We start from the raw sequence: 17,398 nt of genomic DNA, 5'->3' as shown, positions 1-17,398 counted from the left end.
CTTTTCGCAGGCTTTTCCAAGTAAAGCCGCAAAAAAAACTGTTGGTTTTCAAATCCTCCCCTATGGGGGGAGGGTAGGGCGGGGGTTCAGAGATGTTTTACCCCACCCCCTGCCCCCAAAGGGCAAGGCGCGTACTCATTTAAACAGCTTGACTAAGCGGCTGATGGGGCTTGTTTTTTTGGTTTTGATAGAAATGGCTTGTAGTTTTGGAAAAATCACTGCCCAGCACGTACCCTCAAATTCACTTTCAAATACCGCCGTTAGTCTATCTTTTTCTGATTTTCAAAATCGCTACCCCGAAGAAAAGGCGATATTTTTAGAGCGTAGAAAAACACTTTGGATAGATTATCTGCCTCAAAAGGATAGCCTTTATATCGTCGCCGAGCATCATACGCGCATGCTGCATCTCAAATTTCAGTCGCAGGCGTATGCCAACGAGGTCATTCCTTTTTCACAATATCAGACCATTTTAGCCAAAGAAGCCTATACGCTTTTGCCTCAAAAAGATGGCAGCAAAATAAAAAAGAGCGTCAATCATTTCGAGCAGCGCGACGTAGTATCGGCAGACGTTTTCTACAATGATGCCAAAGAACTCACCTTTATCTTTCCGCAGGTAATTGCAGGGGCGGAAACGGTCTTGACTTATCGCGAGCATATCAAAGAGCCGCGTTTTTTGGGTAGCTTTTTCTGGACAAGCTATGCCAAAACGCAAAAGGCTGCCTTTACAATTTATGTAGATAAGCGCGTAAGTCTTGAAGTGGTAGATTTTCATCTGCAACCGTATCAGGTGCGCAAAGATTCGAAGAGCGATAAAAAATACCACATCTATCATTTTGAGGCGGAGAACCTGCCTAAGTTTTCGCAGGACAAAAGTGCGCCTGCCTTGCGCTATTACGAACCCCATCAAATTCCGTATGTGAGCAGGGTAGAAGAAAAGCCTTTTTTAGCTTCCACGCGCGACTTGTATCAGTGGTATTATGGTTTTATTTCAAAAGTGGATAGCAAAGCGGCTTATCGCGATTTAAAAGACCTTGCCGATTCGCTTACTTTGGGAGCGCGAAATGAGCGGCAAAAAGCCGAAATGATTTTCCGCTGGGTCAATACCCAAATTCAGTACATTGCCTTCGAAGATGGCTTACGCGGTTTTGTGCCTGCCGCTCCTGCCAGCGTACTTTACAAACGCTATGGCGATTGTAAGGATATGAGCAGCTTGCTTGTTGGCTTGCTGCGGGCGGTGGGCTTGGAAGCCTATTTTGCTTGGATAGGCTCGCGCGATTTGCCTTATCGCTATCAAAACCTGCCTACGCCTGCCGTCGATAACCACATGATTGCCGTTTTGATGCTCGAAGGGGATACCCTTTTTTTAGATGCCACAGGCAAAACAGACGATTTTGGGAAGCCTACCTCTTTTATACAAGGAAAGGAGGCTTTGGTAGCCAAAAGTCCTACCGAATTTCAAGTCCTGACTTTGCCCATTTTAGAAAAAAGCCAAAATCAAATCTATGATAGTGCCTATTTGAAGTTAGATTTGAGTCAGCGCACATTAAGCGGTGAGGCACAGGTCTATTACAAAGGCTATCCAAAAGATTTGCTTGCGCCTTTGGTAAGGAATGCGACGAAAGGGGAAGAAAAAGAAGCCCTCCGCAAACTTCTCAACCCTAAGCAGGAGCATTTGCAACTTCTAAATTATCAAGTGAGTCGGGATAGCCTCTTGCGGATTCAATACCAATATCTTCTGCCGCAATACGTTCAAATCTTACAAAACGAAATTTACCTCAATCTGCACCTAAACCCCGTATGGCGCAGTACCGAAATTGATACTTTGCGCCGTTCGCCTATCAGCAGTCATTACCACTTCGAGGAAACCCATCTCTACATCTTAGAGTTGCCCAAAGGCTATCTTCTTCGTCATGTGCCTGAAAATCAGAGTTATAAAGGCGATTTCTTTGGTTATGAAATTCGCTATGAGCGCAGGAAAGAGAGCCTTTTGCTATTTCATCGGGTCTATGGCAGCTACCTACTTTTGGAAAAGGCGCGTTTTCAAGAGTGGAATCTGATGATAGAAATGCTCAATGATGCTTACCGTCAGAATATTATTTTGGCGCGTTAGTGCAGGGTCGAAAGGCTTGTAAAGGCGAGAGTTTTTGGGAAAAAGGCTTAAAAAGCAGTTTTGAGCAGGCTGCTATCAAAAAAAGTTTTAAATTTGCCCAAAACTTACACACCCCACTGATAACCCCAGTCCCCATTTATTCGTAACTACCTTTAATACAAATGGAATTGAAAACTTTTAAAGAGGAAAGCTATTTCCTTATCGTAGTCAAAGGCGATTTAGATGCCGCTTCTGCTATAGAATTGGACACGCTTTTGCTAAATTCTATCAAGGAAAATCACAAAAAAATCTTGATAGACTGCACAGGTTTGGAGTATATTTCCTCGCCGGGTATTGGAGTTTTCACCGCCCATTGGGAAGATTGTACCCATAAAGGCATCAAGTTGGTCTTGTTTGGTTTGAGTAGCAAAGTCTTCAATGTCTTTCAGATACTCGGACTGCACAATATCCTTCCCATTACTACCAATAAAGAACAAGCTAAAAAAATAGCCGATGGAGCATAAATTGAGAGTACATTGTTTGCGTAATAATTTAAAACGCATCAGGGAATTTGTCGAGTTGGTCTTAAAGCCGCATGAGATGCGCCTCAATCCGATTGTTATCAATCAGATGATTGTGGCAGTGGATGAGTTGTGTGCCAATGTTATCATTCATGGCAATCATTGCAACCCCAGCGAGCAGATAGACATTACTGCCTTCTTCAAAGACGACGAGTTTGTCTTTGAAGTCGTGGATAATGGCAATGCGCCTTATGATATAAGTCAGCACCAGTGTCCCAACATCGAGGAGATTGTCAAGAACAAGCAGCGTGGCGGCATGGGCGTGATGCTCATTCGCAACATCATGGACACAGTGCGCATTTTTCAGACCGAGAACAAGAACATTTACCACATTTCTAAGCGAATTGCATAGTTTATTTCATCATCTTTTTTATTTTATTACCTTTTTTCTCTATCCCACATGGCACTTTCCAAACCCAAGCGTATCGGCATTTTGGTAGCCATCGGCGTACTATTAGTCAGTATGGCGGTAGGTTCTTATTTCTACTTTGGCTACACCAGCGAGGGCTTCCGCGCAGGTACGGTTATCAAGTTAAGTAGGAAGGGTTATGTTTTCAAAACCTATGAGGGAGAAATGAATCTCAATCAGGGCGGCAATAGCCTCGAAAAATTTGTCTTTTCGGTAGAAGAAAATGAAGAAGGCACACTCAAAACCTTAGACCAAGTGGCTGTTACGGGTGAGCGCGTCAAGATTTATTACCGCGAAATGATTTTAACGCTCCCTTGGCGTGGCGATACCAACTATTTAGTCTATAAAATCGAAACCATAAACGACCAAACCGCACCCAAAGAAGAAAAGGTAGGGGAGTAGTAATCCTTAAAATTTAAACTACCCCCCTGAGTTTTTTGGGGGGTGGGGATTTTTTATTGAAGATTTCTTATATTTAAAAATTTAACTATAGGATTTGCCTTTTTTGTATCGAATACCCTTGCTACGACATAATTTTCTTTCCCGTCCGCTATAAAGTTCCATTCACTATTCATTACAAAAAACGGAATGCTGTCGCTGTCGTCTTCGCTTGTTGATGTTGATTTTGCATCAACATAAAAAAGGACTGTTCCTTCAGTATCATCTGAATAAATGATAAAGTCATAGGGCTTTCCTGCTTCTTGTTCAGAATTGAGCCATTCATACCTATTAGGAAACAGTCTTTCAAGTTCTTTATTTACGTGTTCCTCTCCAAGACGTGCAGTTGTTTTATCAATAAATCTACCCGATTGGAAGCCGCTGTTGGTAGCATAAGTTTCATCAACGCCCTCACCTTGTTGTGGTTTTATTATATAGATGTTTCTTAAAAGAATACTAACAAACTCATCTTTACTTATTTGGCTCTCTGAAATATCAAAAGCCTTAAACAGGTATTCAATAAGTTTCGCATTAGAAATACTGTTCCAATTTCCACTGAAATAAATTGTATTTTGTGAAGTATTGTAATAATTAGGTACTATAAGGCTATAATTTAGTTTATCACAATTTATTTTTATAGTTGGGCTATAGTAAATTTTCAAGTTATTAAGCTTATTTTGCAATAAATTTTCAATATATTGAGCATTTGTTATATCAATTTTATTAGCAAATTCAGAAATACTATTGTTAAGTGTTTTGCTTAGTTCTATCGCATCAACCTTTGATGATTGAGAATCTAAACTAAAATCTTCTGCTGTTATTTTTTCTATACCAAAAATGCTTAGTACTACTTCAAACTTTTTCCAATAATCTTTATCACCAAAACGTTTCACTACTCTATCACTCTCTTCTAAGGGTAAGTAATCTGCTGTTACGTCTTCATAGAATAAGTTTGTCACTTTTTGAAAAACTCCTTTATTACTAAGTAGCCAACCATTCTGTGTGAAATTAACGGTAGCCTCGTTTTTTTTGATGTCACTGATTTTAGAAAATGGATTTTGCACAAAGTACCTTTCTACACGCCACAAAAGTGTATCATATATTTTCTTTATCTTTTCCTCATCAATATCATTCGAGACTGCAAAATTGTTCAGCAATTCAAAACACTTAGCGGCAGTAAGTTGCTGCTGTAAACCTAAAAAAGTTTCTAACTCTGCACTCAACTCAATACTACAAGTTACGGATTCATCATTTACTAAATCCTTTATTTGGTAAGAGTGAACCACGCTGGCGTGTTTTACACTGCCATCTAAACAAGGAATGACAGGATTTTGAGTTATATATTCTTTAAACTCATTATTTAATCCTTTATAATCAAAATTTTTACTGAAATATTTCCAAAATTTTTCGCAAAAATCTGTGTTAGAAGGTAGCAAAAACTTTTTAGCTGGTATATCATATGTTTCCCAAAAAACATCCCGTTTTCTTCGCAGTTCTTCTTCTACTCCAATCTGTTTAAAAAAAACTTTTAAATCAACATAAAGCAATCCTGAAATAGTGCTAAAAGTTGGACTAATAAAGTAGTCATGATACCCTATTAGTAAGTCTTCAACTTCCGTACTTGGGCTGTATTCTTTTGGAAAGTAGCACCGAGTTGATAAAGCCAAAGTATTATTTTTCAATAGTACAGGAATTTTCTTTAATTCTTCCTTGTGTGTCTTTAATAACTCGTCTTTAAATGCAAGTATAGTTTTCCAAATTTGAGATACATTTTGAAGTGTTACTAAACTTGGATTCGATGCTAAAGCACTTATTTTTCTTTTGACTATATCAGTAGAATTAAGTTCTACGTTAGGATTTAATCGTAGAAAAAACTCTTTCCAATTTTGGCGATTATTGCTAATCTGCTGTAAATAGATACTATGAATTTGATTAGGCAAAACTTGTTCGGGTAGAACACTTGCTAAACGTAAATCTTGTGTATAATCATCACTTAAAATACATTCAGAAATAGGTTTTAAATAGTTATCAGTAGTATGTACTTGGAAATTAGATAGAGATAAACCGTCAAACACATCTCTGTTGCTGTTGAATACTTCAAAACAGAACTTCGTAACTTTGAGATAATTTTCAGGTGTCATTTTGCCACTTTGAATAAATGACACCAATTTATCTTTGAAAATTCTACTATTTTCTGACCTTTTTATTCCGATTTGATTAAAAAATTTTCGCCAATCACTTACATTTTTCTGTTCAGGACAGTAATCTGTCATTAAAAAATATCCTTCTAAACCTAATTCTGTAAATATGCTTTCAGTTGAGGGGTCACCCTTCTCTTTGAAATGGTCAGATAAATAACATTCTGAAACATAAATAGAACTTTTCTTTTGAACATCAATAACATAAAATTTTGATAAGCTTTTTATTTCGTTCTCTAAGAGTAAACTGCGATACCTAAAAATGTAAGTCCAAAAATTTGTGTTTGTATTGATGTTTATGAGAACTTTATTAATTTCAGAGTTATTACCAATAATTTCGCTCCGAACAAAGTTAGCCCCTTCAAACACCTTAACGCCCAAACTTACAAGCCAACTTTTGAATTTAGAGTTACTTTCTGCATAGTCGTTAATAGTTGGGTGCAAAAAGTAAACAGACTTAAATGTAAGTAAATCCTTATCTGCTTGGTTTGTTTGAAAATATAAAGAAGAAGGCGTAAGCAAACCTTGACTACTGTTTTCACTATACAGCAAACCAATATCAGAAAAATTACCCCCTTTTTCCTGCAAAAAAATCAAGACTCGTAAAAGAAGTTGAGGGTTTAAAACCTGCTGAAAAGTTGAATTGTCAAATAGTTTTTTCAGTTCGTCTTTTCCAAAAATACTAATTCCTTGCAAGTCAATAAGTTTTGGTTTGCTTTCTAACCTATTGTCAATGAGTGTTTTACTTGGATTTACAACTCTCACAAACAGCTCGTAACCAATGATTTCAGAAAGTCCTGTCAAATCTACCAAAGCATCTGCTACTTTGCATAAAGAACCGTTTGAAGTAGGTAAAAATGCTATTTCTTGAATGGCTTTGTCAAAACCTTTGTTGAAATGGCTTTTAACATTTTCAAAATTATTTATTTGGATTTCAAATTTTTTAGGGATTATAGATAAAAAACTAAATCGGTAAAAAGCATTACTTTCCATAATTGATTTAGCCCAATTAAATAACTCATAACCAATGTATTCAAAAACAAATTTATTCCACTCATTTTCAGGTAGTATTTGTTCCCGATTACTTGAAGTAACAAAGTCACTATTTACTAAAAAAGGAAAGTTATATGAGTTATCTTCCGTTGGAAGATAAGTAAAAATCACACTGTTTTTAACAGGAGTAATACACTGATTCTCAAAATAAACTGCAAAATTAATACTGAAACAACCTGCTGATATAAGTTTCGGAGGAATGTCATCAATATTTTTAAATCGTGCAATATCTGTATCACTAAGTTCAATACGTTTTGGTTCATTGGGAATTAAGAAGATGTTAGTTTCTTCACCATTAGCTTGTAAATGACAAAATACGCCCTCTCTATATCGAGTAACATTAATAGGATTTTCTAATCCATCAATTTTGATAGAATTTATGTTTCTCAAAAAAAGTAAAAAACGAGGCTCTTTAAACATATTAGCCACTCTAAACTTAAACTCATTTACATTTTTACTTCCGAAGTAGAGTCCAAATGCTACATTTGACGAAAAGAAAGTTCCTTCGTTTTTCAACTCATCGGGATATTGGTCTTTATCTATCCAAATCGGCATTATTTCCCAAGGTATTACTTCTGAGTTAGCATATTTTTGATACATTCCTCTAAATTCTTTTTGGACTTCCTTAGATGGGTATAAATCTTCAAAATTTGAATACTTTTCATTAGTTTTGTCAAACAGAAACGAATATCCTCCCGAATAGATATATACTTTTTCTGAATGAGTGAAAACTGATTTAAAGCCTATGCCCTTATAACCAGTTGCAGATTCATCGTTTCGTTTGGCACTGTCCCCTATACTCGAAATTGCCTTTACATCAATTTCTCGGAAAGCCCTTCCGTTGTGTGTAATAGCGACATATTGTTTTAAAATTACGAACTTCATATCAACTGTGCCGATTTTTTTATCAGGAAAATCGTCAGCGTTTTGAATTAACTCAAAAATTAGCCTTTCTTTTTTGGTGTAAAGTTCTATTTTAAATTGCTTTAAAGCTTCTGACAAACTTGCAGCAGGGAAAGGATGCCCACCTAACATAACCTTATGTAAATGCTCTATATTTTTTTTTCTTAACATAGTAACTTTGTCTACTGAAACTTCCTCTAAATTTCCAACATAGGTCAATAAAAATGGATTTTGTTTTATTTGTCTTTGATGGGAGTCTGCAAGTTTAACATCAAAATAACAAACTGTCAATTCTTTAAAAAAAATATTGTTATTTAATACAATTTTAATATCTCCCAAATTTTCAGGATAGTTAATTATATCACCAATAAAGTTTCTAATGTTTTTGAAAATACTTATTCCGTTGTCATTCTCAATCGTACCAATTAAACGGATAGTTCCGTTTTCGGAAACACTATCCATTTCCCACCATTGCAAAAGGTAGTCTAAAATTTCTTTGTCTGTTTTTTTAAAAAAAGTAACAACTTTATCATTTGATAATTTCATGTTATTGTTATCTAAATTGTGTAAAATTTGTTGCCTATTTCACCAGAATCACCCCCAAATATAACCCCTTTCTCTCATCTTTCCAAATTTTTCAAAAACTTTTTTAGTCTATTAAAAAGATAGAGCTTCTAAATCAATTTTATTAGCGACTTTCCTATGTTCAATCCCAAAAAAAAACGCCAACACTTATCTCAAAAGTGTTGGCGTTTGGCGTTTAATATTTCAAGACTTGAAGCCCCAGATTTTTGAGGTTTCTCTCAAATTCGGCTAAATCTTCTACTTCGGCAGGTTTGAGGTGTTCGCTTTCAGTGAGTAGCTCGTCGGGAAAATAAAGTTGGGTGCAGGTTTCGAAAAGCTGCTCGAAGGTAATCGTTTGTGGGGCAGGGGCAAAGTCGCACACGATGTCAGTTCTTAGGGGGGCGGCTTGCTCGGCGCACTGTCGTAGAAGGGGGGGCAGGTCTTCGGCTAAGGCAGCCTTCAATTCTGCCAAAGAGGGTTTGAGCAGAAAGCCAATGGGTAGCTTCAAGATGCCCTTTTTCCCCAGATACCAGAAAAGGTAGCCACGCGCCTTCTGCCTTGCAACGGTGAAATTGTAGAGGTGGCGCGCCCTTTCTAAAAATGCCTCGCCCATTTGGGGGTAGAGAAAGATGCCAACGCCAATTTTCTGCTGTGCCTCTGCCTTGTTTTTTTCGAGGCGCAGCGTTAGATTTTCTAATAAAAGACGCGCCTTGTGTGGGCGTTTGCCCGTTCTGACACGTGTTTGTAGGGAAGTTTTGATAAGATAAGTGAGCAAATCGGTAGGCGAAAAACCCACTTCCGCCGCCTGTCGGAAGATAAGCGAAGTAGGCGACATCCCGGGCAGCGTATTGATGTCTATCAAAATAATTTCGCCTGCTTCGCCAAAAAAGCCATCTATACGCGCATAACCTTCTAATTGGAAAGTTTCAAACCAGTCCTTACAAACCGCTTGTATCTGCTCAATATCGCGCAGGGGCAGACGAATGGGGATTTTTTTATCACTACCGCCCACCTGATATTTGGCTTCATAGTCGTAAAAAGAATCCGCCTTGGCAGGGATAATTTCCGTAGGCGGCAGGGCAAAGGCACTGCCGTCGGCTTTTTGCAAGACCCCACAAGAAAATTCTTTCCCTTTGATAAAACTTTCAAACATCACAAGCTCTTCGCTTTCTACCGAACTCAAAAGCGCGGCTTTATCGGAATAAGAAAAATAGTCGTCCAATTTTTCGATGACTTCCAAAGGGTGCAGGCAAACCGTCTGCTGACTGTGCAGCCCCGAACGCTCTATTACGACCAGCGGAAAACCAATTTCTCTATCTAAAACTGTCCATTTTTGGGTTTCGATAAGTTTTTCGGTAGTAGAAAGTGAAACCCAATCCGACTTCTGAATCTCTTTGAGAAATAAAGCAACCTGCACCGCCTTTTCGAAGGCTGCAAGGCTATCTTCTTTGACCATGCTCACGCCAATAGACGAACCCTGATAGGGTGCTTTCACGACAAAAGGCAAGCCTACCTTTGATTTGACGCTCTCGAAAAGTTGGCTGTGATTTTCCTCAAACCACTCTTGGCGCGTTAGGGTCGTAAAAGAGTTGGTCTTTTGTAGGGGAGAAAGCGCACTAAATTTCTTTTGTAAATGCTTATCTATACTAAATGCCGAACTAAAAACGCCACAACCTGAATAGGGAATATTGAGCCATTCGAGCAAGCCCTGAATGGTGCCATCTTCGCTATATGTGCCATGTAGGGCTAAAAAGGCAAAGTCTATCTCTGTTTTGAGTTGTTCGGCAAAAAGTGCCGTTCCCCAAGTCGCATCTTGCTTTTTGGTCAGGCTTTCGGGGCGCATTTCTTCATAAAGCGGCTGAAAAAATTTGAGTTTTTCTAAAATCGCATCTTCGCTCTTAGGGGTCGGAATCTGAAAACTGCGCGTATTTTCCATAGCCAAAAACGCGCCCTCGTTGATTTTCAAAAACCTGCCCTTGCCGTCTATAAAGATGGGTATGGGCGTGAAAAAAGCCCTATCCAAACATTGCCACACTGTTTTTGCACCTGCTAAGGAAACTTCGCGCTCGCGCGAAATGCCACCAAATAAGATTCCAATTTTCATTTGTCTATCTGATTTATTTTTTGATGGATACCATTAAGCCGTCGCGCAAGGGCATCAAGACTTTGAAGACGCGCGGGTCGGCATAAACTTTTTGGTTGTAGGCTTTTAGGGCTATCGTATCTTCGTCAGACGATTTTGCCGCACCTTCTATTACTTTTCCACTCCAAAGGACATTATCGGCAATGATAACGCCGCCTTTCCTAACCTTTTCAAAAACCAAATCATAATATTGGGCGTAATTGATTTTATCTGCATCAATAAAGACCAAATCCCAAACATTATCAGGGTCTTCTTGTAAGGTCTTGATAAGCGATTGCGCGTCGCCTAAATGGTTTTTTATCTGCGCCCTTTTTCCTGACTGTTCAAAAAAGTGATTTTGAAAATCTACTAATTCGGCGTTGTTGTCTATCGTATGCAAAATACCGTCTTGCGCCAATCCTTGTGCCAAACAGATGGCGGAATAGCCCGTATAAGTGCCAATTTCTAAAATGCGTTTGGGCTGCAAAAGTTGCGAAAAGGCTTGCAAGACATTGCCTTGCAGGTGTCCCGACAGCATGCGCGGCATCTTGACTTTCAGATGCGTTTGGCGGCTTAATTCCTTCAAAATCGGCAATTCGTCTTGGCTATGTGCATCTGCATAGTCGGAAATGGGGAGGGGCAAAAATTCCATATAAGTTTTGATTTTAAATGAAAATATATTTTTTGAAAAACAACCTGAAAACTGTTTAGAGATTGTGGTAGAGTGTAAGCCCTGCAATGGGTTTTTCTACAATATTTTTCAACCAAATGCCTTTATTTTGCGCTGCTTTTCGCAAGATGTTGCCAAAATAGAAGGCGATACTGCCCGTAAAATGAACAGGTAGCTGGTCGTAGTTTTCAAATTTGCAAACGTGCCTTTCCAAAAAAAGCAAAAAGGCTTCATAAACCAATGTATAACAAAAAGGGTCTTCCAAATTGTGCAAGAGAAAGTGTGAAAAGGAGGCGAAATATTCGTTGGGTTTTGGTTGCTGATAGGCACGTGCCAAGAGTGTATTGCGGTCTAATTGATAGCGTTTTTGCAGTTTTTGGTGCAAAGCAGGCGGCATTTCACGATACGCCCACGCCGTAAGGAGGCGTTTGCCTAAGTAGCCGCCGCTGCCTTCGTCGCCCAGCCAAAAGCCCAAATTCATGGCTTCGGCAGTGATATTTTCACCATCAAAAAGGCAGGCATGCGAACCCGTACCCAAGATGCAGGCGATACCTGCCTCCCGCCCACAGAGGGCGCGTGCAGCACCCAATAGGTCGTGTGCAACGGCAATTTGTGTAGCGGCAGGGAAAAGATTTTGCAGGGCAATTTCCACTCTTTTGCAGTTTTCCACATTCGAGCAGCCTGTCCCGTAGAAATAAATTTGGCGAATTTGTCCTACCCAATTTGTGTCCATTTTGGGCAAAAGTTGCGCCTTTCCGTCGGCAATCATTTCGGCACTTTCCATAAAATACGGACTCCAACCACTACTTTTTAGCGGTACAATTTGAGTAGGACTCAAAATTAGCCGCCAATCTGTCTTTGAAGCACCACTATCGGCGATGAGTATCATATCTATAATTTTTTTGAGCTGCGATAAAGAGGTTAAGCCCTAAAAAACGGTGAGCCTTTTGGGGTTGCTTGTCGGATTTTTTGCTACAAAACGCCTTTTGTAGAGGGCAAATCTGCATAGCCGCTCTTAGAAACGGCAATTTTTAAGGCTTTTGCAAAGGCTTTGAAGATGCCTTCTACCAAGTGGTGGTCGTTTTCGCCTTGCGCTTGCAGGTGTAAATTGCAGGCGGCTTGGTCGGAAAAGGATTTGAAAAAATGGGCTACCATTTCCATCGGAAAGTTGCCAATCATTTCCCTTTTGAGGGGGACAGACCAAACAAAAGCCGCCCTTCCACTCAAATCTAAGATAGCTTCGGCACGTACCTCGTCCATCGGCAGGATAAAAAAACCGTAACGATTGATGCCCTTTTTATCGCCTAACGCCTTTTTGAAAGCCATGCCTAAGGCAATTCCTACATCTTCGATAAGGTGGTGCGCTTCTATGTGCAGGTCGCCTTGTGCTTGTAGGTGCAGATTGAAGCGTCCGTGCTTGGCAATTTGTTCGAGCATGTGGTCGAAAAAGCCTACGCCCGTTTGTATGCTTGCCTTTCCTTCGCCGTCTAAATCTAAGGTGAGGCGGATTTGCGTTTCGGAGGTCTTTCTTTCAAGGGTAGCCTCGCGCCCTTTTTGGCTTTCTAAAAAAGCTACAATTTCAGCCCAATTTTCTACCATACAAGCGCAAAAAGGCACTAAATCGGGACGCTCTTGCGCAAGGCGCAGGCGGTCGCGTGTGGGGTCGGGGCTGATAAAAATGCCCTTGCAGCCTATATTTTTGGCAAATTCTATGTCGGTAAATCTATCGCCAATCGTAAAAGAATTTGCTAAGTCGTATTTCTCTGCATCGAGGTAGGCTTCTACCAATCCTGTGCGCGGCTTGCGTGTGGGTGCGTTTTGGTGGGGAAAGGTCTTGTCTATCAAAACCTCCTCGAAAAAGATGCCTTCGCCCTCTAAAATGCCCATCAACTTTTGGTGAGGTTGCCAAAAGGTCGGTTCGGGAAAGGACGCTGTGCCTAAGCCGTCTTGATTGGTAACCATCAAAAAGCGGTAGGACGCATCTTTTTGAAGGTGGAGTAAAGACTGAATCATTTTGGGCAATAATTCGAGCTTTTCTAAGCTATCAATTTGTTCGTCGGCAGGTTCTTTGATGAGTGTGCCGTCGCGGTCGATGAATAGGAGTTTGGGGAGCGTGTAGTCTTGCATCAGAAACGGGCGCGTATCATACGCTTTTGAGTTGTGTAGCCAAAGTTAGAGAATATTTTTGAAAATGCCCTTGCCAAAAGCGGCAAGTTTGAAAAAGGAGGGGGAGGTGCAGTGATATTAAATTCTAAAAATTAGGTGCAAATGTAGGAACAAGGCACTGCCTTGTCCGCAGTGAGATTGAAACAAATTAGGGCATTTTTCACATAAAAGATGTAGCTTTGCTTATCGCTTCGATGTTGTGCCTTTTTCGTCGGCGATTTTGTTTTTTATTTATTGATGGTATAGTTTTATGATGATGTTTGAAGATTATTTGAATAATCAGCCCAAAAAGAGCGAAAAACCCGCGCCTACGCCTCTGATGCGCCAATATGAGCAAATCAAGCGCAAACACCCTACGGCGATTCTGCTTTTTCGGGTAGGCGATTTTTACGAAACCTTCGGTCAGGACGCTATCAAGGCGGCACGCATTTTAGACATTACCCTGACCAAACGCGCTAATGGTTCGGCTTCTGAAATAGAATTGGCTGGTTTTCCCTACCATGCCCTCGATACGTATTTGCCCAAACTGGTCAGGGCAGGGGAAAGGGTTGCGATTTGCGACCAACTCGAAGACCCCAAAATGGCAAAAGGTATCGTCAAACGTGGCATTACCGAACTGGTTACCCTGGGCTTACTCTAAGCGATAATGTTTTAGAAAACAAAAAAAATAACTATTTGGCTTCTATTTTTATAGATGAAAAAGCCAAAGATAAGCAAAAAAGCGTCGGTATTTCCTTTTTAGACCTTTCCACAGGCGAGTTTTTAGCCACAGAGGGCAGTTTGGATTATGCCGAAAAACTCTTGCAGGGCTTCCTGCCTGCGGAATTGATTTACGCCAAACCGCAAAAAAAGCTCATCGAAACGCTATTATCGGTAGAATGTAGCACTTTTTCAATAGAAGACTGGATTTATTCCCAAGAATACGCTTATGAAAAATTGATTCAACACTTCAAGACGCAAAGTCTGAAAGGTTTTGGCTTCGAAGAGCAAAGTTTGGGAATATGGGCAGCAGGGGCGATACTTTTTTATTTGGAAACCACCGAACACCATCAGACGACGCACATTACGCATTTGGCGCGAATAGAGCAAGAAAAATACGTCTGGCTCGATAAATTTACAATCCGCAATTTAGAAATTTTGCGTCCGCAGCATGAAAATGGCACTGCCCTTTGGGATATTTTAGACGTTACGCAAACGCCTATGGGTGCGCGTATGCTTAGAAAATGGCTTACTTTGCCTTTGAAAAATAAAACCGAAATTGAAGAAAGACAAGAAAAAGTAGCCTATTTTGTATCAGAAGAGGAAAAACGTGCCACCTTGCGCCATACGCTCAAAGAGGTAGGCGATTTGGAACGTTTGGTTTCCAAAATTGCGACAGGTAGAATCAATCCGCGCGAAATGGTCAAGCTACGAAATACCTTAGCTTTGCTGCCTACCCTCAAAACTTTGCTTTCGCAAACGCCACTTTTGGCAAATTGGGGCGAGGCACTTCAACCCTGCACGCGCCTACTCAATTTGCTCCTCGAACAGATAGAAGATGAGCCGCCTTTGCTCCTGCATGCGGGCAATGTTATCAAAGCAGGCGTATTTCAAGATTTAGACGAATACCGCAATGTTTCTAAAAATGGTAAAAATATCTTAGAAAAAATTAGACAAGAAGAAGCACAAAGAACGGGTATTACCTCTCTTAAAATTAGCTACAATAAAGTCTTTGGCTACTACATCGAGGTACGCAATACCTACAAAAACCGCGTGCCAAAGGAATGGATTAGAAAGCAAACCCTTACCGCTGCCGAGCGTTATATCACGCCCCAACTCAAAGAATTGGAGGAAAAAATATTGGCAGCCGAAGAGCGGATAAGCACTTTGGAGGCACAATATTACGAAGCCTTAGTTGCACAAGCGATGCTCGAAGTGTTGCCTATTCAGAAAAATGCACAAATTTTGGCACAAATAGATGTACTAACTTCTTTTGCGATAATAGCCGAAAAGTATCACTACACGCGCCCACAAATTTCTGATTCCGACATTTTAGACATCAAAGGCGGACGACATCCCGTCATCGAGCGCAGCTTGGAATGGCAGGCAGCCAAAAGTGGCGCACACGTAGAATACGTACCCAATGATTTGTATTTAGATTCAGAAAAACAACAAATTATTATCGTTACGGGACCTAACATGGCGGGTAAATCTGCCTTACTTCGCCAAACGGCACTTATCGTTTTGATGGCACAAATGGGGAGTTTTGTCCCTGCCCAAGCCGCCGAAATTGGCATTGTGGATAAGATTTTTACGCGCGTAGGGGCTTCCGACAACCTTTCGCAGGGCGAATCTACCTTTATGGTAGAGATGAGCGAGACGGCAAGTATCCTCAATAATTTGAGCGAGCGCAGTTTGGTCTTGATGGACGAAATTGGCAGAGGCACAAGCACTTATGACGGCATTTCTATTGCTTGGGCGATTGTAGAATATCTCCACAATCAGCCCACTTTTCGCGCCAAAACGCTTTTTGCAACCCACTATCACGAGCTAAACGAGCTTGCAAATCTTTATCCGCGTATCCAAAATTTCAACGTTTCGGTGCGTGAAATAGGCGGTAAAATCGTCTTTTTGCGAAAATTGCAGGCAGGCGGTAGTTCGCATAGTTTTGGTATCAATGTTGCCCAATTAGCAGGCATGCCCCGAAGTGTGGTCTTGCGTGCTTCTGAAATGATGGCACATTTTGAAAAAATGAAAAGTCAGCAGGAGCAAAATAGCCCCCAAATAGCGCAAATTGCAGCCCAGATGCCACAATGGGAGCAAGGCGACAAAAATACACTTCCCCCTCAATATGAAATTTTGAAGCAAAGATTAAGCGAATTAGACATCAATCGCATCTCTCCTGTGGAGGCGTTGCTCAAATTGCATGAACTTCAAAATCTAATCCGATAAAAATAAAAATCGAGGCGATTGAGGCAGCAGGCTATTGCAAAAGGGTTGTTATTTGAAAACTAAATTTTTTAACTAAATTCTACAAAAATGAAACTTCATCCCTTATCCTTTTTTTCTTTTTTGGGTTTTTCTTTTTTGGGTTTGGCAGGTCTTTTTCTGATGAGTTGCGAAAGCGAAAATGAGCCTCTGCCCAATAGTTCGCCCAAATTGCGCTTCGAGTTTAAATTTGACAAAGAGCAGGCACGCCTCAATAATTTGGCAGAGCCTTCGGTCATTCCAGAGGGAAATGCGGCACAAACGCCACTTTTCAACGCCATGAGTATTCACTACCTCGAATTTGCGCCTTCGGCTTATACGGCTTTGGGGGCAGGTCAGGTCTTGTATTTCAATGAAGAACTGCCTTCGCAGAAAAATGGCTTTCGCACCGCCATTGATTTTTCGAAGGCGATTGTAAGCGAAGAAGGCAAGGTTTTTTTAGAAATTCCGCTTTCAGAATTGCAGGCAGGGCGTTATGAATGGGTGAGGGCTTCTGTTTCGTATCAAAACTATGATATTAAATTTAACCTAAAAAATATCCCTATTGGTAGCGAAATGATAGACCTCGATGGGCAGGTGGGTACGCTTGCTTCTTTTTTGGGCTACAATACCCATATCACAACGCATCAGGTAAAGCAGGAAATCATTACGGTCAATGACGACAAAAAGCAAGGTTTTTGGGCTTTCGAATCTGAAATTTCTCTGCCTGCCTACAATTTTTCGCGTCGTCAGGTATCAGTAGGCGAATCGGCAGGCACTACGGTTGTCAATCCTTTGGCGGCAACTTCGCCCATTCCTGCGGGTTCTTGCGTCATTACGGGTGCATTTGCACAACCTTTGGAAATTTCGGGCAATGAATCACAGGATATTCACATTGTACTTTCCTTTTCCATCAAAGAAAGTTTCGAATGGCGCGATACCAACGCCAACGGCGAGTGGGATATCGACATTCAAAGCAATTACGCCGAGCCTGTCGTCGATATGGGTTTGCGCGGTTTGCAGGTCAAAAGAAAGTAGGCAAAATTAGGATAGGCAAAAATAGACTTTTAAATTTCAAAGAAATAAAATTTGCATTTCTTTTTCAACCTAATTTTAGACAAAAAGAAAAGACCGTTTTTAGAGCTTGCGTCTAAAAACGGTCTTTTTGTGGAGGTGGTGGGAATCGAAAAACCCTACCCATTCCCATTTTTCAGCGTTTTTTTGGTAAATGATACCCAAAATGATACCTAAGCAGATGC

12 protein-coding genes are annotated in these 17,398 nt (G+C 40.4%); 7 read left to right on the top strand and 5 right to left on the bottom strand.

Annotated features, from left to right (window positions below; genetic code table 11):
* Window positions 1-148 precede the first annotated feature (148 nt).
* The 4 genes from G500_RS0114775 (at window position 149) to G500_RS23680 (ending at window position 3,481) form a co-directional block, all read left to right on the top strand.
* On the top strand, window positions 149-2,110 hold the full coding sequence (locus G500_RS0114775; RefSeq protein ID WP_154657173.1) for a DUF3857 domain-containing protein: 1,962 nt from the start codon (window positions 149-151) through the stop codon (window positions 2,108-2,110).
* A gap of 161 nt (window positions 2,111-2,271) precedes the next feature.
* Window positions 2,272-2,613, top strand: coding sequence for an STAS domain-containing protein (locus G500_RS0114765; RefSeq protein ID WP_027003112.1), 342 nt, complete (start codon window positions 2,272-2,274; stop codon window positions 2,611-2,613).
* The gene (locus G500_RS0114760; protein WP_027003111.1) at window positions 2,603-3,022 is read left to right on the top strand and encodes an ATP-binding protein; all 420 of its coding nucleotides are present in this window, start codon (window positions 2,603-2,605) and stop codon (window positions 3,020-3,022) included. Before G500_RS0114765 ends, G500_RS0114760 begins: the two co-directional genes overlap by 11 nt.
* A gap of 48 nt (window positions 3,023-3,070) precedes the next feature.
* On the top strand, window positions 3,071-3,481 hold the full coding sequence (locus tag G500_RS23680) for a hypothetical protein (protein WP_051203687.1): 411 nt from the start codon (window positions 3,071-3,073) through the stop codon (window positions 3,479-3,481).
* A gap of 53 nt (window positions 3,482-3,534) precedes the next feature.
* Here G500_RS23680 and G500_RS0114750 read toward each other — a convergent pair whose 3' ends face one another.
* The 5 genes from G500_RS0114750 to hisB all read right to left on the bottom strand — a co-directional run bounded on the left by G500_RS0114750 (window position 3,535) and on the right by hisB (window position 13,154).
* Window positions 3,535-8,217, bottom strand: a complete 4,683-nt coding sequence (locus G500_RS0114750) for a sacsin N-terminal ATP-binding-like domain-containing protein (protein WP_027003110.1) — start codon at window positions 8,215-8,217, stop codon at window positions 3,535-3,537.
* Between the two features lie 214 nt (window positions 8,218-8,431).
* Complete coding sequence (locus tag G500_RS23675) at window positions 8,432-10,339, bottom strand: D-alanine--D-alanine ligase family protein (protein WP_051203685.1); 1,908 nt, start codon at window positions 10,337-10,339, stop codon at window positions 8,432-8,434.
* A 13-nt stretch (window positions 10,340-10,352) separates the two neighbouring features.
* Window positions 10,353-11,009, bottom strand: a complete 657-nt coding sequence (locus G500_RS0114740; RefSeq protein WP_027003109.1) for an O-methyltransferase — start codon at window positions 11,007-11,009, stop codon at window positions 10,353-10,355.
* Window positions 11,010-11,064: 55 nt separating this feature from the next.
* On the bottom strand, window positions 11,065-11,916 hold the full coding sequence (locus tag G500_RS0114735; protein WP_027003108.1) for an N-acetylglucosamine kinase: 852 nt from the start codon (window positions 11,914-11,916) through the stop codon (window positions 11,065-11,067).
* Between the two features lie 83 nt (window positions 11,917-11,999).
* On the bottom strand, window positions 12,000-13,154 hold the full coding sequence (gene hisB, locus G500_RS0114730) for a bifunctional histidinol-phosphatase/imidazoleglycerol-phosphate dehydratase HisB (RefSeq protein ID WP_035757617.1): 1,155 nt from the start codon (window positions 13,152-13,154) through the stop codon (window positions 12,000-12,002).
* 289 nt (window positions 13,155-13,443) lie between these two features.
* Here hisB and G500_RS26560 point away from each other — a divergent pair, with 289 nt between their 5' ends.
* The 3 genes from G500_RS26560 (at window position 13,444) to G500_RS23665 (ending at window position 17,177) form a co-directional block, all read left to right on the top strand.
* Window positions 13,444-13,833, top strand: a complete 390-nt coding sequence (locus tag G500_RS26560) for a MutS N-terminal domain-containing protein (RefSeq protein ID WP_342664610.1) — start codon at window positions 13,444-13,446, stop codon at window positions 13,831-13,833.
* A gap of 35 nt (window positions 13,834-13,868) precedes the next feature.
* The gene (mutS, locus tag G500_RS23670) at window positions 13,869-16,124 is read left to right on the top strand and encodes a DNA mismatch repair protein MutS (RefSeq protein WP_342664609.1); all 2,256 of its coding nucleotides are present in this window, start codon (window positions 13,869-13,871) and stop codon (window positions 16,122-16,124) included.
* Window positions 16,125-16,211: 87 nt separating this feature from the next.
* Complete coding sequence (locus tag G500_RS23665; RefSeq protein WP_051203683.1) at window positions 16,212-17,177, top strand: hypothetical protein; 966 nt, start codon at window positions 16,212-16,214, stop codon at window positions 17,175-17,177.
* Window positions 17,178-17,398 lie beyond the last annotated feature (221 nt).

Origin of the sequence: Hugenholtzia roseola DSM 9546 (assembly GCF_000422585.1) — a bacterium.
Lineage (GTDB): Bacteria > Bacteroidota > Bacteroidia > Cytophagales > Bernardetiaceae > Hugenholtzia > Hugenholtzia roseola.
This window is presented reverse-complemented; position numbering and strand designations above follow the sequence as displayed.